This is a genomic window from Paenibacillus sp. EB106-06-01-XG199, assembly GCF_058791575.1.
Genome location: NZ_JBYTDQ010000002.1, coordinates 842,645 through 861,855 on the forward strand (window position 1 = coordinate 842,645; position 19,211 = coordinate 861,855).

At 43.2% G+C, this 19,211-nt stretch carries 19 protein-coding genes; 2 read left to right on the forward strand and 17 right to left on the reverse strand.

Translation table 11 applies throughout. The features are described 5' to 3' along the window. Positions 1 to 99: 99 nt before the first annotated feature. The 16 genes from AC3WT9_RS09775 to AC3WT9_RS09850 form a co-directional block, all read right to left on the reverse strand. Positions 100 to 1,686, reverse strand: coding sequence for an extracellular solute-binding protein (locus AC3WT9_RS09775; RefSeq protein ID WP_341092016.1), 1,587 nt, complete (start codon positions 1,684 to 1,686; stop codon positions 100 to 102). A gap of 66 nt (positions 1,687 to 1,752) precedes the next feature. Then, the gene (locus AC3WT9_RS09780; RefSeq protein ID WP_038589742.1) at positions 1,753 to 2,622 is read right to left on the reverse strand and encodes a carbohydrate ABC transporter permease; all 870 of its coding nucleotides are present in this window, start codon (positions 2,620 to 2,622) and stop codon (positions 1,753 to 1,755) included. 13 nt (positions 2,623 to 2,635) lie between these two features. Continuing rightward, on the reverse strand, positions 2,636 to 3,583 hold the full coding sequence (locus AC3WT9_RS09785; RefSeq protein ID WP_038589741.1) for an ABC transporter permease: 948 nt from the start codon (positions 3,581 to 3,583) through the stop codon (positions 2,636 to 2,638). Positions 3,584 to 4,143: 560 nt separating this feature from the next. Beyond that, entirely contained in the window at positions 4,144 to 4,689 is a 546-nt protein-coding gene (locus AC3WT9_RS09790) for an NAD(P)H-dependent oxidoreductase (RefSeq protein WP_341378196.1), read from the reverse strand. 175 nt (positions 4,690 to 4,864) lie between these two features. Beyond that, positions 4,865 to 5,158: a helix-turn-helix domain-containing protein gene (locus AC3WT9_RS09795; protein WP_341092010.1), complete on the reverse strand. Its 294-nt coding sequence runs from the start codon at positions 5,156 to 5,158 to the stop codon at positions 4,865 to 4,867. A gap of 109 nt (positions 5,159 to 5,267) precedes the next feature. Beyond that, entirely contained in the window at positions 5,268 to 5,624 is a 357-nt protein-coding gene (locus AC3WT9_RS09800; RefSeq protein WP_341092008.1) for a cyclophilin-like fold protein, read from the reverse strand. Between the two features lie 30 nt (positions 5,625 to 5,654). Then, positions 5,655 to 6,830 (reverse strand): MalY/PatB family protein, encoded by a 1,176-nt coding sequence (locus AC3WT9_RS09805; RefSeq protein WP_341092006.1) that lies wholly within the window; start codon positions 6,828 to 6,830, stop codon positions 5,655 to 5,657. Positions 6,831 to 6,844: 14 nt separating this feature from the next. Next, the gene (locus AC3WT9_RS09810) at positions 6,845 to 7,588 is read right to left on the reverse strand and encodes an SDR family oxidoreductase (RefSeq protein WP_341092003.1); all 744 of its coding nucleotides are present in this window, start codon (positions 7,586 to 7,588) and stop codon (positions 6,845 to 6,847) included. 48 nt (positions 7,589 to 7,636) lie between these two features. Continuing rightward, positions 7,637 to 8,803, reverse strand: a complete 1,167-nt coding sequence (locus AC3WT9_RS09815; protein ID WP_341092000.1) for an MFS transporter — start codon at positions 8,801 to 8,803, stop codon at positions 7,637 to 7,639. 70 nt (positions 8,804 to 8,873) lie between these two features. Further along, positions 8,874 to 9,278, reverse strand: coding sequence for a MerR family transcriptional regulator (locus tag AC3WT9_RS09820; protein WP_341091998.1), 405 nt, complete (start codon positions 9,276 to 9,278; stop codon positions 8,874 to 8,876). A gap of 144 nt (positions 9,279 to 9,422) precedes the next feature. Next, a complete protein-coding gene (locus AC3WT9_RS09825) occupies positions 9,423 to 10,847 on the reverse strand; it encodes a 6-phospho-beta-glucosidase (protein ID WP_341378193.1) in 1,425 nt (474 codons plus the stop codon). A gap of 33 nt (positions 10,848 to 10,880) precedes the next feature. Beyond that, positions 10,881 to 12,749: a beta-glucoside-specific PTS transporter subunit IIABC gene (locus AC3WT9_RS09830; RefSeq protein WP_341378192.1), complete on the reverse strand. Its 1,869-nt coding sequence runs from the start codon at positions 12,747 to 12,749 to the stop codon at positions 10,881 to 10,883. A gap of 168 nt (positions 12,750 to 12,917) precedes the next feature. Continuing rightward, on the reverse strand, positions 12,918 to 13,799 hold the full coding sequence (locus AC3WT9_RS09835) for a LysR family transcriptional regulator (RefSeq protein WP_341091991.1): 882 nt from the start codon (positions 13,797 to 13,799) through the stop codon (positions 12,918 to 12,920). A 49-nt stretch (positions 13,800 to 13,848) separates the two neighbouring features. Next, on the reverse strand, positions 13,849 to 14,001 hold the full coding sequence (locus AC3WT9_RS09840) for a cyclophilin-like fold protein (protein WP_341091989.1): 153 nt from the start codon (positions 13,999 to 14,001) through the stop codon (positions 13,849 to 13,851). After that, on the reverse strand, positions 13,991 to 14,182 hold the full coding sequence (locus AC3WT9_RS09845) for a hypothetical protein (protein WP_341091988.1): 192 nt from the start codon (positions 14,180 to 14,182) through the stop codon (positions 13,991 to 13,993). Before AC3WT9_RS09845 ends, AC3WT9_RS09840 begins: the two co-directional genes overlap by 11 nt. A gap of 100 nt (positions 14,183 to 14,282) precedes the next feature. Further along, on the reverse strand, positions 14,283 to 15,131 hold the full coding sequence (locus tag AC3WT9_RS09850) for a DUF3737 family protein (protein WP_341091987.1): 849 nt from the start codon (positions 15,129 to 15,131) through the stop codon (positions 14,283 to 14,285). Between the two features lie 175 nt (positions 15,132 to 15,306). Here AC3WT9_RS09850 and AC3WT9_RS09855 point away from each other — a divergent pair, with 175 nt between their 5' ends. Together AC3WT9_RS09855 and AC3WT9_RS09860 are read left to right on the forward strand one after the other, a co-directional pair. Continuing rightward, positions 15,307 to 15,627 (forward strand): carboxymuconolactone decarboxylase family protein, encoded by a 321-nt coding sequence (locus AC3WT9_RS09855; protein WP_074085122.1) that lies wholly within the window; start codon positions 15,307 to 15,309, stop codon positions 15,625 to 15,627. Between the two features lie 20 nt (positions 15,628 to 15,647). Continuing rightward, complete coding sequence (locus AC3WT9_RS09860) at positions 15,648 to 16,043, forward strand: cupin domain-containing protein (protein ID WP_341091978.1); 396 nt, start codon at positions 15,648 to 15,650, stop codon at positions 16,041 to 16,043. A gap of 260 nt (positions 16,044 to 16,303) precedes the next feature. On the opposite strand, the gene AC3WT9_RS09865 is transcribed toward AC3WT9_RS09860, so the two are convergent. Further along, positions 16,304 to 18,997, reverse strand: a complete 2,694-nt coding sequence (locus tag AC3WT9_RS09865) for an adenosylcobalamin-dependent ribonucleoside-diphosphate reductase (RefSeq protein ID WP_445744962.1) — start codon at positions 18,995 to 18,997, stop codon at positions 16,304 to 16,306. Between the last annotated feature and the right edge of the window lie 214 nt (positions 18,998 to 19,211).

Genomic DNA, 19,211 nt, shown 5'->3' on the forward strand with positions numbered 1-19,211 from the left:
AAGATAAGAATTTATATGCTTCGCGCATAAATATTCCTTATCTTTCTCGCTGAAACGGTACCGTCCTTTAAAAGGACGGCGAAGCCGTTTCTGCTTGATTTACTTGATTAAGCCTGCTTCTTTAAATTGTTTGATTACTGACTCCTTATATCTCTGCATGTCAAACTTGGTTTCCAGTGTATTGAGGAAATTGTCCCAGCTCGAAAGAGGTTCTTTGCCAGTCATAAATTTGACCAAGCTTTCATTAATGTAACGTTGGCGGTCAGCTGCCAATGAATCGCTCGGGTCTTCAGTCAATAAATTACCTGGCAAAGTAGCCGTAACGTATTTCTGATTGTTCTTAAAAGCTTCTGCCGTCTTAGGATTCTGGAAGCTGAAGTACTCAGCATCATCACCACGACGCGGCATTCTATAATGATCGACCCATAGGTACTTATCTTTCATTTCCTTCGATAATTCGGAGGTTTTATTTTTGATCTTGCCGTCTACCAAATCCCAATGAATCCCTTTAATTCCGTATGCAAAATTCGGATAGGCTTCTTTGTCCGTAAAGAGATAATTCAGCATGGACAAGATACGGATGATTTTGTCCTTATCCGCTTTCTTGGATATGGCCCATGAATTGCCTTGGAACGATTTTCTCTCTACAATTTGATCACCATAAGGACCTATCATTGGAGGAATAACGATCCATTCCGGCACCTCTCCACTGATTTCTTTCATTTTCTGCTGATAATCTGGTTCCAGCCTGCGGGCATCTCTTATCATGAATCCAACTTTACCCTTAAATAACTTTTGGTCCAACAAATCGGGAGTATTCATCGTCACCCAGTCTGGATCTACAACTTTGGCTTCCATCATTTTATTGATATAAGTGAGCGCTTCTTTCATTTTTGGATCGGTGAACAGGAACACCGGTTTATTGTCTTTCACATCAATGGCTGAGGGAGGATTGACGCCAAACATCCACATCAAACTATCGAAGCCGTAGGTTTGCAGATTGCCTTCTTTATTCATACCCCCTATGAATCCGTACGTATCGTTTTTGCCGTTACCGTCCGGGTCTTTCTCTGTAAAGGCTTTCATAACTTCGAATAGCTCGTCAGGTGTCGTTGGCACTTCCATATTCAGCTTTTTCAGCCAATCATTGCGGATGAAGAAGCTTCGACTGATACCGTTTACATTATCATAACCTGGAACTCCAATGGTTTTTCCTTGATAGGACATCGCCTCCCAGGAGTCGTTGCTAAAACGTTTCTGTAATTCAGGAAATTGATCCAGATACGGTGTCAAATCCGCAAGAACGCCTTGGTCATAATATTGCGCCAAATCAGCCCGGCTCTTCAAGAAGATCAAATCTGGAATATCTCCGCCGGCAATGAGCGTATTTAATTTAGTCGTTGCTTGCCCTGATTGAGGAATCATCATTTCCAAGTCGATATTCACTGCTTTCTCCAACATTTGGCGTTGGATATCTTCTTCACGGGGAGGAATCGGCGCAGCAGCGTTGAAAGTGCCTTGGTTAAACATCGAAATTTTCAATTTGGTTTCAAAGGGACTAGACTGGCCTTGTGAATTACCCGAAGCTGTCGATGTAACCTCTTTTTGTTCCCCACATCCTGACAATACCGTTCCCACACCGACCATTGCTGTCAGAATAGCAAATGTAATCGCTTTACTTTGCATAATGACCTCTCCTTTGCTTCTATATTATCACGGTTTTCCCGTAACAACTCAGGTTGGATTATCTTTTTAACCTTTAACCGATCCCAAGAGCACACCTTTGGTAAAATGCTTTTGCATAAATGGGTAAACGATCAAAATCGGAACTGTAGTCACGACAACTGCTGCCATTTGTATAGCGAACGTACTAACAGCTCCGGTATTGGCAAGCGAATCAGCACTTTGTGTTGCGACGTTAAGCAGGATGTTGCGCAAGATCACTTGGAGCGGCATTAAGTTGGAATCATTGATATAAACAATAGCATCGAAGTAACTGTTCCAATGCCCGACTGCGTAAAATAATGAAATTGTGGAAAGGACGGGCAAGGACAGAGGTAAAATGATCCGCCATAACGACTGAAGCTCACTTGCACCGTCTACCCTCGCTGATTCCTCGATTTCAGCAGGCAATTGCTCGAAAAAGCCTTTAATGATCACCAGATTAAATGCACTAATGAGATGTGGAATAATCAATACCCACGGACTGTTTAGCAATCCCAGAGAGCGGACTAGTAAATAAGTCGGAATTAATCCTCCCCCAAACATCATGGTAAAGACAATGAATAGTAAAAATGGGCTTCGACCCGGCAAATATTTTTTGGATAACGGATATGCCGCTATTACCGTAAAAAACACATTGAGAGCAGTGCCTACTATCGTTCGAAACAATGTAATTTTATACGCCTGCCCGATACCATGAGAAATGAATACTTCTTTATAGGCTAGAAAGGTAAAGGATTCTGGTATGATAACAATTCCTCTTCTTAGCACTTCCGATTCTGGCGTCACTGAAACAGCAACCACATATAGAAAGGGTAGTAAGCAAAGTAGAGCTAGCAAAATAAGAATAAAATAAACGACTGCTTGCCAGACCTTCTCTCCGATTGTCAAATTGATCATTTTGATAACCACCTCACCAAATTTGCCCATCGAATTTTTTGGCGAGCTTATTTGCTGCCAACACTAAAACAAATCCGATGACCGCTTTAAATAATCCCACAGCAGTAGCCAAGCCAATCTTAAGCCGCTCGAGCCCTTCACGGTATACCCATGTGTCGATAATGTCGATCTTCTCCTGATTAAAGCTGTTGGCAAACATGAATATTTGGTCAAAACCAGCATCTAGAATATGGCTTAATTTAAGGATCAGCATCAGAATCATAACGCCTCGAATGCCGGGAAGTGTTACATGCCATAGCTGTCTCCACTTGGAAGCGCCATCAATTCTAGCCGCTTCATATAAACTTGGATCGATTCCTGCTAATGCTGCAAGGTACAATATTGCTCCCCATCCAATATCCTTCCATATTTCAGATAAGATGATCAGCAGTCTGCCCCAGGCAGGTTCCGTTAGGAATGAGATGGGTTCAACTCCAGCTTCCTTCAAAATCATGTTAAAAAGACCATCCCCTGGGGCTAATAATGCCACCATCATTCCATAAACAATGACCCATGATAGAAAGTGGGGTAAATAAGTGATCGTTTGTACGATTTTCTTAAACCATTGGGTATAAACTTCATTGAGCAGCAAAGCAAGTATGATAGGAGCTGAGAAACCGAACAACAGCTTATACAGCGATATGATAATCGTATTTCTCATGATGTCCCAGAAATAAACGCCGTTCATAAAATCTGTGAAATTTCTAAATCCCACCCATGGGCTATCCCATAGTCCCAAAGCTAGGTTATAGTTTTTAAAGGCAATAATGATTCCCGCCATAGGAATGTATTTGAATACGGCAAAGTAAACTAATGCCGGGAACAAGAGAGCGTACATCACTTTATACTTTTTTATCGTTCTTATCCATGAATTCCGCTTTTTGGGGAGGGGAATGGCGTCCGCTGCCAATTTCGCTTGCATATCATCACCTCGTCTTTATTTGTAATTGTATAATAGCATCCCCCTACCCGGATAAATTTCTGTAATTTCAAGAATTTCTTATAAGATATTAAGCCCCTAACTCCATACGAGGATCGAACAACTATCTCGGTGCATAGTACCGACGCATTGCAGCGCGCAAGGTCGCTTATTATCTATTAACTCGCGGTGAAGATTACCGTGATTTGGGGTCCATTATTTTGAGGCGAGGCAGCAAGAGATGATCGACAAACAATCTGTGCGTAGGCTTGAAAAGCTAGGCTTTACCGTTACAATATCCAACCCCTCTGCTTCAAAACATCCATCCACCTCATACAAAATGAAGGCGCAGCTTTTTTTAAAAAAAGTCAGCCGCACTTAGTTTCATATTGCCATTTTTGAGTGTCCAGCGTTAATGATATTCAGGGTAGCTTAATGACGTGTGCCAAGCGTATCTGGATTAAAGGCGTCACTTCTTCTCGTGCCGCTAGGGAAAGGCTTTCACGCCCTTCAATATTATGAATAACCTCCGCATAGTCCAACCTTCACTAGCAGTAATGTAATCAGCGTACGGCGAGCAATGCTGCTTCTGGATTAAGCACATAAGCGAGATAGTCTTTCGCAGTTTGCTCTATTTGTTCGTCAGATAGCTGCATAACTCCGTAGGCTGCGTAAGGCGCTAGAAAGCTAGTACCGATCATGTTGCTCGTTGCCTGAAGAGGCCGCAATAACTCAGCAAGAGTATATTTGAATGCGCCATTAGGTGTATAAGAATCTTCAGAAGCCCCCACGCTAACTGCTAGCAGCAAATCCTTGCCATGCAGCTTGTTGCCGGTGCTTCCATAGGCCCAGCCATAGGTAACAACGGCATCTTCCCATTTTTTAAGCAATGAAGGTGTGCTGTACCAATAGAAAGGAAATTGCAGAACGATGCGGTCATGCTGCACTAATAACTCTTGCTCGGCGTTAACGTCAATCTCCTCGTTGGGGTAAGCTTCATAAACACGATGCACAGTTACACCGGCTTGCTTGTCCATTTCTTCCGCCCAGCGGCGGTTAAGACGGGAGCTAGATAGGTTAGGATGGAATACGAGTACCAGTGTTTTCATTCAGAATCTCTCCTTATTTCTGTTGAGTAATCTCTTTGTTCTACTGCACGAGATAAGAATAACAAGAAAAATCATTAGTTTCTTTGCTCACAGGCTCATTCTGTTTGTTCATTTGGCTTACTTTTCACATAAAAAAACGTTCCACGGTAATTCCCGCGGAACGTTAACCCTTAACTTATAACTTCACTTCATTCTCCTGTGGCTTAAACTTCAATCTATACTCTGAAGGAGCGAGTTCAAACCGCAGCTTAAACACTTTGGAGAAATAGGCGATATTCTCGAAGCCGGTGGAGTAACAAATATCTGTAACGGAAATCGAAGTTTCCAGTAACATCTTCTCAGCCTTATCTAATCTCCGGTTGCGTATCCACTTCAAGGGAGATGTATGATACTGTAAGCTTCCTGTTTTATCTGGTGCATTGACCAGCTCTTGCGGTGCCTTAATTGTTTTGCTGATGCTAATGGACATGAGCAGTTCCGCCTTTTTTAGCTTTTACCTATAGAATAACAGGAAACAAGAAAAGAAACTTTGCTGCTTAGCTCAAATCATTTGTCTATATAGTCCAAAATACAAAAGCTTATTCATTGATTATCTCAAGTAGTGCTTCTATCGGTTTATTATAGCTAGCCAGTTTCTTGGCATTATACTCTATACTTCCCAGCTTAATAAGTCCCGAAGCATATCCGGAGCTTTTGTAAAATATCGCTAGGTTCCCCCAAGGGGCGTAATAAGCAAGGTCTCCTATTGAAGCAGCTGTCCCTGGCGGAGAACCCTCGGCGGATAGACGTGCTGGAAGATCACCGATCTTCTCAGTGCCCGCATAGTCCTGTAAGGTTAGCTTTAAAGGAAGCTGGGTGATAAATCCTTCCACTGCTTTGCTATCTATTAATGTGGCTATATATTCATCCTGCCCAATTGTCATTATTAATTTCATGTTAGTTCACTCCCTTCACCTATGGATTGACTACATACTTTTAAAAATCTCAATCCCCCGCTTCAAGCGCTGCAAGCCATCTTCCAGACGCGTTTTGGGGCAGGCGTAGTTTATTCTTATAAACCCTTGTCCATTCCCGCCAAAAATAGCTCCTTCTGAAATGTACAACCCGGTTTCTTTTCTTATACATTCGCATAAAGCCTTCGAATCATTAGTTACAGCTGTGCAATCAATCCACGCCAGGTAGGAAGCCTCTGAATGAATGACCTTAAGCTCTGGAAGCTCTGCTGCCATAAAATATTCCATCCATTGCTTATTGCCCATTAAATATTCCAGCAGTGCGTCAAGCCAAGGTTCTCCTTCTGTAAAAGCAGCAATGGCTCCTTCAATAGCAAAAGCACCCGGTTCAGCCACTTCATCAGTATTGATCCCACGATTTACAAGCGCCCGCAGCTCCGGATTCGGTACGATAATAGATGACGTTTGGAGTCCTGCCAGGTTAAATGTTTTGGTTGGAGCCACGCACGTGATACTATTCTGGGCTATCTCTTCAGATACCGAAGCAAAGGGAGTGTAGCGGTAGCTTGGATGCGTTAGATCACAATGAATTTCATCCGAAAGGATCAGCACATGATGTCTAATACAAAGGTTGCCGATGGACTCAAGTGTTTGTTTGTCCCACACCTTGCCTATTGGATTATGCGGATTGCAGAAAATCAGGAGTGTTGTTTCGGGATCGGCCAACTTCTCTTCCAGATCGTTGAAGTCGATGGAATACCTTTGATCCTTATAGACCAGCTCGCTCGTAAGAACCTTTCGCTGATTATTCACGATCGAGTTATAAAAGATATTATAGACTGGAGCCAGCAACAATACTTTCTCATTCACTTTGGTCATTTTACGCACAATGGTGGAAATTGCCGGGACGACACCAGTACAGAACATAATCCATTCCTGTTGTATTTGAAATTGATGCCTCCTACTCCACCATCCTGCAACTGCATTGTAGTACGCATCAGGAACCATCGTGTAGCCAAAGATCTTATGGTCTAATCTCTTCTGCAGAGCTTCGACAATTGCCGGAGACGTCTCGAAATCCATATCTGCCACCCATAGCGCAAGCTCGTCCGTATGAACATCCCATTTATAAGAGTTCGTACCCAAACGGTTGGTCATTTTATCAAAATTAAACACGGAATGTTTCACCTGCTACCTCCGAATTAAACGAGTTGCTTCGTTGGACGAATTAAAATTTCACTTACAGCAACCGTTTCAGGTGTACTAATGACATAGGCTACTGCGTCAGCAATATCGCTTGGACTCAAACCCACACCTGCAATTTTTGCGTTATTTTTCAGCCATTCTCGGTTTTCAGCGTCATTGACCGTTGTGTACAGCTCAGTATCCACTAATCCTGGAGAAATAATTGTGCTGCGGAGATTGTTCTCACGTTCTTCCTGACGCAATCCCTCCATGATAGCACGGACAGCAAATTTGGTTCCGCAGTATACAGCAGAACCGGGATATACAACATGTCCTGCCACAGAGTCCGTTGCAATAATGTGCCCGGATTGCTGTTTTTTCATGATAGGCAAAACTGCAGCAATCCCATTCAGAACCCCCATAATGTTGATATCAAGCATTTGACGCCATTCATCGAAACGGGTTGCTGACAGCGGTGCTGTCGGCATAACTCCAGCATTATTGTATAGAACGTCTACACGGCCATACTTCTTAACTGCTAAATCAATAACCGCTTGAACTTCTTCTTGTTTGGTTACGTCCGCAACGGCATAAGAAATTTCAGCATTAGGCAGGGATTCAACAAGAGATTTCAGGCGATCTTCACGTCTAGCCGCAATCACTAATTTTGCGCCTTCCCCAGCAAGCTTCTTCGTTGTGGCTTCACCAATCCCGCTTGATGCCCCCATGATAATGACAACTTTCCCTTTAATATTAGTCATGTTAATTCCTCCTCAGTTATTGATACAGGCCAAGTTTACAACTTCAAGTTAACTTGAAGTCAAACTTCTTTTTTGATTTACGTAAACTACACTAAAACCAGTTATGGCAATCAATAAGAGTATCATTGCATTAGTGAAAACCAATGATTGTATACTTGGAGCATGAAATAGCTGTCTGACCAATGTCCCTTCATAAGGTGAAAGGGTGGCTCCTAAGTTATAAGCGACCAATACGATCGTAGTGCCCAATTTTGCCATATTCGCAATTTGCTGCGTAAATGTATGCAGTAAGTAAGGCATAATACACCGAAATGAAAAACCGATAACCATCGAACAAAATGTAGTCAGAACAATACTCTGTGAGATCGTCGTCATAAACATGGACACTCCCAGAAAAAGGATGGCCAAAGGAACAATATAGTGTCTGAGCAATTTATATAATTTCCCAAAAGAAAAGCCGGCAATAAAGGCTCCTAAACCTATAAAAGCAATCATATTGCTGCCGTTCGTCGCGTTCCCAATATTCTTCTCCATTATCAAAGGAGTAATCTGAATATTGTAGTTGATAAATAGAGTAACAATTACAAACAATAAAATGCCAAAGCCAATTATCACTCGTAAGGGCCTTTTATTACTTGGATGGTCTGAGGTCAGTGTTAGTTGTTCCGCCCCGCCTTTGTCTATCTCCCTTTTATCTTCCGGAACAAAGAAAAGGAAAGCAACAAAAACGGGAAGTGCCAATGCATAAACATAAAATGATGTATACCAGTTAATTTTTAATAATTGACCCACGATTAGCGTCAGACAGATACCTCCTAATCCCTCAAAGGCACTCTCAATTCCAATTAAAGATGCCTGTTTCCCAGGATTATTTTGGTATATATCGTTGATCATCTGAATGATTAAGCGGTTAAATAAGCCAATACCCAGACCAAACAAACAGCGGGAAACGAATAACAATGAAAAAACATCGTGCTTCATTGCCGGGAATGTCCCTGAAATGAATACGAATCCTAATCCTGTTAAAATGGTTCTCTTCTTTCCGATCCGCAGTTCCAGCCGATTCCCGATTAGAACACCAAAAATAACAAACAGGGAAGGTATTGTAGTCAGTAACCCTACCTGTGTCAGAGAAATAGCAGGAAAATCTTTCGCTATCGACGGAATATTAGCGGCGATTATTGGTCCTGAAGATATTAATAACGCTACTGACAATAAGGAGTACGTCTTTAGTTTTTCCTTTGGTTTAATATGAATCCCACTCCTTTAGCTACCGAATTCTGATTTAGTCATGCTTCGCTTCTATTACGAGTGTGCCTTTGAGCTTCCCCTCTCGTTCAAGCAATTTTCCGTCGTAGTCCTTAATTTTCACGGCCAATCTGCTGATAGATTCGTCAAGTTCTTTCCGTTTCTGTATCAGCTTCTCCCTCTCATCGACCAAAATCTGTTTGCGTGCTTCTAAAGAGTGATCACCGCTAGCGAATAATGACGTATATTCAATTAATGCCTCTATCGTCAAACCTGAATCCCGCATACATTTTATAAAATCAATCCATTTGATATCTTCCTCGTTGTAATCACGCACACCGCTTTCTTTCCGGTTAACCGGCGGAAACAAACCAATGCTCTCGTAGTATCTTAATGTGGCTGCCGAAAGATCAAACAGCTTAGCAACCTGGGTAATATTCATACCTTCACCTCAATATCAATTTTTGTTCTAACTTATCACTTAAAGTTAACTTTAAGTCAAGTGAAGCTGGTCTATTCATTTATAAAGCAATAACGCACCGAGTCCATGACTCAATGCGTTATTACGTCTTCATTCATTAGCAGACTACAGCTCTATACCATTGCTGTGAATTACTTTTTTGTACCACCCAAAAGATTTTTTCTTTCTGCGCTCCAATGTGCCATTTCCAGCGTCATCTTTATCCACATAAACGAAGCCGTATCTTTTGCTCATTTCTCCGGAACTGGAGCTTACCAGATCTATACAGCCCCAAGTCGTATATCCTAGCAAGTCGACTCCATCCTCTTCCACTGCCGTTATGAACGCTTTGATATGTTCCCGCAGGTACCCGATTCTGTAATCATCTGCGATATATCCCGTTTCATCAGGTGTATCCAGCGCTCCCAATCCATTTTCTACAATGAATAACGGCTTTTGATAGCGGTCATATAATGCATTTAATGTAATTCTTAGCCCCAGCGGATCAATCTGCCATCCCCATTCACTTGTCGTTAGATGTGGATTGCGCAGGGTCGGAAACAGATTTGCGGCGGTTTGCGTATTTACCTCAGGGTCCGCACTGGTTAACCGTGAGCCATAGTAACTGAACGAAATAAAGTCAACGGTATTATTTCTTAAGCATTCCTCATCTCCGTCTTCCATCTCCAAGTGAATATCCATTCGTTCAAGCATTTTCTTGGCATAGCTTGGGTATTCTCCACGGGACTGTACATCAACGAAGAAGTAGTGTTCCCGGTCTCTTGTCATTGCTTTCCAAACGTCATCTGGTGCACATGTATACGGATACGTGCTTGCACCCGCCAGCATACAGCCTATCTTAAATTCCGGATTGATTCTGCGCGCAATTTCAGTTGCTTTCGCACTTGCGACCAGTTGATGATGTGCTGCCTGATATTTTACTGCATCTTCATTTTCACCCTCTTCAAATACCAGGCCAGAGCTTCCAAAGGGCAAATGCAATAACATATTGATTTCGTTAAAGGTTAACCAATACTTCACTTTATCTTTGTAACGGGTGAAGATGGTTTCACATAGTCTCTCATAATATTCGACCATTTTGCGGCTTCTCCATGAGCCGATTGTTTTCACCAGATGGATAGGGACATCAAAGTGAGTAATCGTTACTAAGGGCTCAATGCCATATTTTAAACATTCATCAAAGACATGTTCGTAGAATTTCAATCCCTCTTCATTCGGAAGCTTGTCATCTCCATTAGGGTAGATCCGCGTCCATGCCAAGGATAAACGGAAGCACTTAAAACCCATTTCCGCTAATAATGCGATATCTTCTTTATAGCGATGATAGAAATCAATAGCTTCATGACTTGGATAAAAATGTTCTTCGTCACACTCCAGCATGCTGACCTTGCCTTTCATAACAGGAACCCGATCCTTCCCCGCTGGAATGACATCGACCGTTGACAGCCCTTTATTACCTTCTGCGGATCCACCTTCACATTGGTTTGCAGCAACCGCTCCACCCCAGAGAAAATCTTTTCTTAAGGTCATCTAAAATACACTCCTAAGATTGAGTATTGTTATTTATGCTTTTACTAGCAGCAGCGCATTGTTGAAATCTATATAATCATGAATACTCACTGATACTACATCTGAATAATTATAGGTATTGGTTACAATAACAGGAGTTTGAGTAATATACCCCTCTTGTTTAATTTTCTCCAGATCAAAGGTCAACAAGGTCTGTCCTTTAGCGATTCTTTGGCCTTCCACAACATGGGCTTCGAAATATTTCCCATTTAGTTTAACGGTGTTAAGGCCAACATGAATGAGGATTTCTACACCGTCATCGGATAATAAGCCCATGGCATGCTTTTTAGGAAACAGTGAAACGATAACCCCAGCAAAAGGAGCCACCACTTTCCCCTCACTTGGTTCTATAGCAATTCCCTTCCCCATGGCTTCTGAAGCAAAGGCAGCATCCTGTACATCTTGTAATGGAATGATTGCCCCTTTAATTGGGCTCATAATCACAGAGTCTTTAATCGTAATCGTTTCTTCATCACTAACAATCGTTTCTTGAGTGGTCAATTCTTTTTCATATTTCAAACTTAAGAGGTAGGTAATAACCGCAGTTACAACAGCCGTAATTACTAATGCAATCAAAATATTATATAGATTCCAGATATTCTCTCCGATGTAAAGTGGAATTGCTGGAATTCCTGAAGCTCCTGTCGCATAACGAGAGACATTCAATAGTCCTGCGTATAGTCCTCCACTGGCAGCACCAATCATAGCAGCAACGAGAGGATATTTTTTAGGCAAGTTCACGCCATACAAGACGGGTTCCGTAATCCCCATAAAAGCTGTTATCCCGCTGGAAGTTGAAATTTGCTTTAACGCCTTATCCTTTGTTCTCATCCCTACCACTAGTGCAGCAACACCTTGGGAAATACAATTTATCATCGCTCCAGGGCCGATAATGTTCTCGTAACCCAGTGTGGTGATTTGAGCCAACGATAAGGGAACGATATTATGGTGTAATCCAAACATAACCAGTATGGGCCAAAAGGTTGCGATAACGAATATAATCATCCAAGATCCGTGTGACCCAAGGAAATCAAATCCCATAGCTAAATACGTTCCGAAAAATGACCCTAGAGGTCCTAATACCGTTAAGCTAAGGAGCCCGACTACCAAAATCGTAAACATCGGAACAAAAATAACTTTGACTGCGTTTGGAATGATTCTTTTGAATATCGCTTCAATGTAAGATTGTGCCCAAACAGTTAAGAGGATTGGAACGACAGAAGAGCTGTAAGCAACCAGGGTCAAGGGGATACCGAAGACGCTAACGTCATTCCCGTCTGTCCGCAATTGGGTCAAGTTTGGATGGAGTAAAATACCCGCCAGTACTAAAGCCAAGACAGGACTGCACTTTAACTTATTAGCAGCAGAGTACGCCAATAGAAACGGCAGGAAGTAGAAAATGGCATCCGACATAAAACTTAATACATAATAGGTCTGGGACTCCTTTGAAATCCAACCAAATAAAATAAGTAGAGCGAGCAGCGCTTTTATCATACCTGCGCCAGCAATAGCTGGAACGATCGGACTAAATGTACCGGAAACGAAATCGATTAATTTGCCGATGAACCCTACCTTTCTCTCTTTAGCTAGTTCACGACCTGAACCTTCTACGGATTTCAGATGCTTAATAGCCTCCGTGTAAACGTCTTCAACATGAGTACCAATAACTACCTGAAATTGTCCGCCGCTCTCGATAACATCAAGAACGCCGTCCAATGCTTTCACGGCTGGTTGATCTGCCTTATTATTATCATTCAGCGCAAATCTGAGTCTGGTCATGCAATGAGTTAATGTAGATACATTTTCACTGCCTCCGACTTTCTCTACAATTTCTCGAGCTAATTCCTCATACTTCTGGCTCATGCAATTATGCCCCCTCTTAATAAATGCTGCATAATATGAACGAATACGGAAGCGCTTTACAAACATAAAAAGCTATTTATAAGCGATAAGTAAAGGCTTCATTCACATTACACCTTTAAAATATCACTATATAAACAGCTATAGCCAATGCCTATATTTCATTCTTCATTATGCCTGCAAGGCATGCTTGATATATTGTAAAAACCTGGTCGCAGTCTGACTGAAAATTTTGTGTTTTTTCCAGACAATCACACATCCGAATTGAAGTACAGGATAGAAGGGCCTAAAGCATAAATGATCAGAATGCTTCATTGCGAAAGCACCCTCAATGCAAATTGCCGTGCCCATTCCCTGCTCCACGAGATTAACCACATTGGATATTAAGTTATAGGTAGCTACAAAGCGCAATTGTGAGTGCTCATCGGCAAACCAACTGGCAATTTCATTTTGTAATACTGATCGGCTGGGTATTAGCAAGGGTACTCCGGCCAGGTCTTTGGAAGTAACATATTCCTTCTGTGCCAGCGTTGACGAGGTTTTGGTAAGAATTCCCCAGCGTTCCTTTTGCGGCAGTCTGATAAAATCATATTTTTCAATATGAATAGGCTCCAACAATATGCCAATCTCAAGTAAGCCCTTATCTATTTTTTCCTTTATATCATCGCCTGTCCCGCTGAAAATATGATAGGTGACCTGTGGATATTCAACATTAAACGCTTTTAATAACTCGAAAATAACATTTGATGTTAATGATTCAACACTTCCAATGGATATTGTTCCTCCAACCAGATTGCTCTGATCTTTAAACTCTTTCTCTGTTTTATCCGCAAGGGTAAGGATTTCTTCTGCTCTTTGACGCAAAAGCATCCCCGCATCGGTTAGTGTTATCTTACTTTTTCCACGTGTGAACAATTGAGTTCCTAAGTCTTTTTCAAGATCGGCCAGCTGTCTGCTTAACGTAGGCTGTGTAACATGCAGGATAGTAGCCGCATGTGTAATATTTTCAACACGGGCAACTGTTAGAAAATACCGAAGTACTCTTAATTCCATGGTTCCTCCTGATTGCATTTATTTTAAAATTTCAATGGTTACGGTGAAGTCACCATTCATGCCTGTGAATGCCTCCATTCCATGGAGCATATAAGGTCAGATCACCTACTGAAGGATCGAAGCCATCCGGCGCTTCCTCCGTCGTAAGAGTATTCGGGAGGTAACTGATTTTTTCTGTTCTGTTGTAATCGTCAAAGGTCAATTAGCGAGGGCATGTCAAAACTCATTAATAACGGATCGACCATATCGCATGTTCCATGGCTATTTATAAATAATCCTGAATTCCCTAACCAGCGAATGATTGTATTTTCCGTTTTCTCAAAAGCTTCTTTTCCAAATGGTTGTGTTTTTGGAGCTGCAGCTTGAGTTTTATTTTCTTTCAAGTACATCCACCTGCCTTTCTTATTTTCCGAAATAGAGCAAGCAATCGCTTTGTATTTATAAAGAATATCAGAAACATAAAAATCTGCTTTGTTGAGAAGCTCATTTCATTTGATCATTCAGCTCATATATAATATTTGAAGCAGCAATTCCTTCATCGTCCAGTATTATTTCTCCAATTCCATTCGCTTTAATGATTCCGGAGATTGGATTTTTGACACTGTCAATCATTGTAGTTGTTGTCACATTAATAGTGGAATATTCAAAGGCCAAATCCGTATTGATTATGCTCCCATCTACAATTACCACGTTCTCCATGTAACACATTCCCTGATTACTCTCAATAGTGCAGTTAATAAACGTAATATTTTTAGAATTCCATCCTAAATATTCTCCGGTGATTAACGAATCATATACGGTGACATTTTCACAGTTCCAGAATGCGTCTTTTGAGAGTAGCCGCGAATTACGGATTTCTATGTTTTTCGCACCATCGAAAACATAGTTTCCGGTCAAAGTTAAATCATCCACTCTGATATTTTCACTGTTCATCCCAAAATAATCTCCTCTTGCAGTTACATGTAACAATTCAATATCCTTGCAGTTCCATAGCGTCTCCTCTGCATTAGGCATATCCACATGATTCAGACGGATATCACTTGCCCTGCGAAATGTCTTGGGTGCTTCAATGACACTGTCATTCATATAAATATGATGACTGTACCAGATTCCTGAGCGTGCCATTTCCTGAAGAGTTGTTCTCTTTAAGCTAATGTTCTGGGAATACCATAGCGGATACTTCCATTTAAAAAAACTGTTGTGGATAGTAATATCTTCACTTTCCTTCAGCGGTGATTCACCTTCCGCAAAAGTAGAGTTTTTAATCAAAAGATTCTTGCTCTTAAATAGTGCGCGTTCTCCTGTTAGCTTTTGTTGATCAATAGTTTGCATTGCTAATCCCCCTGTCTCAGATCAGCTTACAACTTAAAGTTAACTTGAAGTCAAATATTTTCGACACGAATAGATAGATAATTATTGATCCTTACTTGCGTTAAAGTCCACTTGAAGGTATACACTAATACACTAGATGATGTTGCAGTTAATACATGAATGGAGGATGGTAACAATGGCAGAGAAACAAACTGCAGGAAGAGACAAGCTGGGAGAATTTGCACCTAAATTTGCTGAACTGAACGATGATGTATTGTTTGGTGAGGTTTGGTCAAGGGAGGAAGAACTTTCTCCCCGCGATCGCAGCATGATTACAGTAGCAGCTCTAATCTCAGGAGGAAACTTTGAACAGTTAACTCCACATCTTCATAAAGCGAAAGCAAATGGAATCACCCAAGAAGAAATTGCAGAGATCATTACACACCTTTCGTTCTATGCCGGTTGGCCCAAAGCTTGGTCCGCTTTTAATATCGCTAAGGAAATCTATAAAGAATAAAAATAGAGAGGATGTCCATGATGTCAAATGAACAATTAGAGAGCAGCACCATTTTTCCATTAGGAAAAAAAGTTGAAGCTAATTTTATCGGCGATGCTTATTTACAAATGGTCTTTACTGATCCAACTCCTTTAAATGCCCCGATCGGAAACGTGACCTTTGCCCCCGGCGCCCGTAATAACTGGCATTCACATAAATTTGGGCAGGTTTTATTAGTTACAGGTGGTGAGGGTTGGTATCAGGAAAAAGGAAAACCTGCAAAGTTACTTAAAACTGGTGACGTAATTAATATTGCACCAAATGTGAAGCATTGGCATGGTGCTACCCAAGACAGCTGGTTTGTACATCTGGCTATTACACCAGGCGAAACCGAATGGTTAGAGCCTGTCGATGACGTTTGGTATGGTAGTTTATAAACATTATTTATCACATTATAAAAGTCCCGATATAGGAAATTCCTAATCGGGACTTTTATTGTGTTCATTTAAAAATCAAATCCACTAATTTCAATGCGTTTAAATGCATAAAAATACCTGCTTGAATATTTATGCATTATATTGAATATATTAATGGATTATCGTCTTTCATGATCCACTTTTATCATCATTTGTGGTCGTTTTTGCCGCTTTGGTGATCCCTCACAACAATCGTTCTAGGTTTCTTGTAATCCTACTTCTTACCCACACCGGCTATATCCGCAGTTGCTGCAGGTCTTACAGCCTTCGATGTTAACCAGCGAGGCGCTGCCGCAGGATGGGCAGAGGTCGCGGGAGGCCGCCCCATGGCTGTGTGCGGCATGGCCGCCGTGGCCGTAGTCCGCTACTGCCGCAGACGGTACGCTCGCTTTCAACTCAGCGTTCAGCGCTTCGTTGAAATCCTCCAGCTCCAGCGTTGCCGCGATCGGAGCGGGGACATGGTCGTCATGTGCGTTGTTCAGCACATGCGTTTCCAGTGCCTTCGCTACCGCGTCGGCGATGGACTCGACGCGGTTCGCGCCGAAGCCGATGGCACCGGAGCCGCCGATGCCCTTGAGATGCTTGATCAGCAGCTCGACCTTCTCGCCGTGGTCGCCGTAACGGAGGAACAGCGAGCAGACACGGCCCAATGCTTCCGCCATGGCGAAGACGTCGGAGCCCGCTTTGCCGACATTCAGGAAGATTTCTGCCGGAATGCCATCCAGGTCGTTGATGGTGATATACGCCATGCCGAATGGCGTGTTGATCTTATAGGTTGCGCCGCGCAGCACCTGCGGGCGTTTCTTGTATTGCTTGTCAACAACATTGGCATTGGCCTGTGGCGCAGGGCTCGCTGCCACAACTGCGCTGGCCGGTGCAGCTTCTACTGCTTCCGGTGCAGCCGTTTCCGCTGCCGGAGCCTCTTTCTTGTCTTCCTTCTTCGTGGTTTCCAGCACTTGCACATCGCGGCTGCCGTCGCGGTAGATAGTTACACCTTTGCAGCCCAGATCGAAGGCCATTTCGTACAGCTCGGCAGTTTCTTCAACAGTGAAGTCTGACGGGCAGTTGGCGGTCTTGGAGATCGAGCTGTCCACCCAGCGCTGAATGGCAGCCTGCGCACGGATGTGATCCTTGGCCGACAAATCCATCGAAGTTACGAAATAATCAGGCAGCTCTTCACCCGGATGGGCTTCCAGCCATTCCTGTGCGATCGGCACGAACTGCTCGTCGTAGCCGAGACGGCTTTGACGGAAATATTTGAAGGCAAAATAAGGCTCAATACCAGTCGAAGTTCCTACCATTGTACCGGTGCTGCCTGTGGGCGCCTGAGTAATCACGGTAACGTTGCGCATGCCGTGCTTGCGGATGGATTCACCCACCTCCGGATAAACTTCGGTGATGTTTTTCATAAATCCGCTCTGCAGATATTTGTCGGATTCGAACGCCTGGAACGAACCCTTCTCGCCGGCAATTTCTGCTGAGGCCAGATACGCTTCGCGGGCCATAAAGCCGTACAGCTTGTCCAGAAACTCCAGCGATTCAGGACTGCCATAACGGATGTTGAGTTTAATCATCAGCTCAGCCAGACCCATGGTTCCAAGGCCTACGCGGCGTTCCAGCTTCTGGTTGGCTTCATTTTCCGGGAAATGATACGGCGTCTTGTCAATGACATTGTCCAGGAAGCGAACAGAATAACGGGTAGTCGTCGCCAGATCGGCCCAGTCCACATCATGATTCTCCGCGTCGTAGAACTTCGAAAGATTGACAGCGGACAGGTTGCAGACGCCCCAGCCCGGAAGTCCTTGCTCACCGCACGGATTGGTGCAGATAATCGGATTAAAGTACCAGCTGTTGGACATTTGGTTGTAGTATTCCATGAATACGACGCCCGGCTCTGCCGATTTCCAGGCTGATTCAATAATCGTATGCCACACATCCCGTGCTTTAACTGTACGGTAAGGAATGACCCGGCGGCCGTCCGCTTTCCATTTATCAAGGTCTCCGTCCCAAATCGTATCATAATCAGGGTCAGTCGTATCCGGGAATACGAGCTCCCAGTCGAGATCCTCTTTAACAGCTTTCATAAAAGCGTTGCTGACGCATACTGAAAGGTTGGCATTGGTCACTTGACCCATAGTCTGCTTCACAGTAATGAAATCAACCACATCCGGGTGCCAGTCATTGATCATCAGCATCAGCGCGCCACGGCGGCTGCCGCCCTGCTCAATCAGCCCGGTCGTATAGCTGAACAGCCCGCCCCAGGAGACAGAGCCGCTGGATGATCCGTTCACGCCTCTAACGATGGCACGGCGGGGACGCAGCGAAGACAGGTTAATCCCCACACCGCCGCCGCGGGCCATAATCTCGGTCATTTCCGACAGTGTCTGCATAATTCCGCCGCGGCTGTCTTTAGGCGAAGGTACTACATAACAGTTGAACAGCGTCAGTTCTTCACTGGCACCGGCGCCTGCGGCGATCCGGCCGCCCGGTACAAGCTTCCAGTCATCGAGAATGGAGCGGAACTTGCCTGTCCATTCTTCCTGAAGCTCAGGCGTTTTCTCTACCGAAGCCATGGCGGCTGCGAGCCGGTCCCACATTTCCTCCGGAGTTTTCTCTATATTAAGCGTAAGCTTTTCTACGTCCGATTTCACCAGTTCACCACTGCGTGTCTTCACGGTAACAATCCGTCCGCTGCGCTCTACAATTTCGCCAACTTCCTTGGTAGGGAATTTGGGGTCGTCTTTGGTCAGGACGAGAACAACATCGCCTACCTTGGCATTATTGCTGTCCGCATCCTTCCACGCATAGCGGTCCAAAAATATTTTCTCGCTAAGGCCCTCAAGGCGCTGCTTACGTTTCACTGTACTCAATAGAAAAACCTCCCGGATGTATGATATGTAAATCTTCCGTTCCATGATGTGGGCTTACGTTTTGTGACCCACAACAGAAACTTCCAGCTGCCCTGCTTGTGCAAAGGAAGTTCCTCTTGTCAATAACAAATAACCGTCAAATGCTCTGATAAATCAATATTTCAAGCATTTGTAACAATATATTGTGTGCGTCAGCTTTTAAACTATACCACATATTGTATCAGAGGTCTTTTTCGATATAAGAAGCCCCGTGGCGAAA

Coding starts and splice junctions, on each gene's coding strand:
- AC3WT9_RS09795 (WP_341092010.1), bottom strand. CDS start 5,158: ATGTCCATTAGCATCAGCAAAACAATTAAGGCACCGCAAGAGCTGGTC.
- AC3WT9_RS09810 (WP_341092003.1), bottom strand. CDS start 7,588: ATGACTAATATTAAAGGGAAAGTTGTCATTATCATGGGGGCATCAAGC.
- AC3WT9_RS09855 (WP_074085122.1), top strand. CDS start 15,307: ATGGCAGAGAAACAAACTGCAGGAAGAGACAAGCTGGGAGAATTTGCA.
- AC3WT9_RS09785 (WP_038589741.1), bottom strand. CDS start 3,583: ATGCAAGCGAAATTGGCAGCGGACGCCATTCCCCTCCCCAAAAAGCGG.
- AC3WT9_RS09780 (WP_038589742.1), bottom strand. CDS start 2,622: ATGATCAATTTGACAATCGGAGAGAAGGTCTGGCAAGCAGTCGTTTAT.
- AC3WT9_RS09860 (WP_341091978.1), top strand. CDS start 15,648: ATGTCAAATGAACAATTAGAGAGCAGCACCATTTTTCCATTAGGAAAA.
- AC3WT9_RS09775 (WP_341092016.1), bottom strand. CDS start 1,686: ATGCAAAGTAAAGCGATTACATTTGCTATTCTGACAGCAATGGTCGGT.
- AC3WT9_RS09790 (WP_341378196.1), bottom strand. CDS start 4,689: ATGAAAACACTGGTACTCGTATTCCATCCTAACCTATCTAGCTCCCGT.
- AC3WT9_RS09865 (WP_445744962.1), bottom strand. CDS start 18,997: ATGGAACGGAAGATTTACATATCATACATCCGGGAGGTTTTTCTATTG.
- AC3WT9_RS09825 (WP_341378193.1), bottom strand. CDS start 10,847: ATGACCTTAAGAAAAGATTTTCTCTGGGGTGGAGCGGTTGCTGCAAAC.
- AC3WT9_RS09800 (WP_341092008.1), bottom strand. CDS start 5,624: ATGAAATTAATAATGACAATTGGGCAGGATGAATATATAGCCACATTA.
- AC3WT9_RS09820 (WP_341091998.1), bottom strand. CDS start 9,278: ATGAATATTACCCAGGTTGCTAAGCTGTTTGATCTTTCGGCAGCCACA.
- AC3WT9_RS09835 (WP_341091991.1), bottom strand. CDS start 13,799: ATGGAATTAAGAGTACTTCGGTATTTTCTAACAGTTGCCCGTGTTGAA.
- AC3WT9_RS09850 (WP_341091987.1), bottom strand. CDS start 15,131: ATGCAAACTATTGATCAACAAAAGCTAACAGGAGAACGCGCACTATTT.
- AC3WT9_RS09830 (WP_341378192.1), bottom strand. CDS start 12,749: ATGAGCCAGAAGTATGAGGAATTAGCTCGAGAAATTGTAGAGAAAGTC.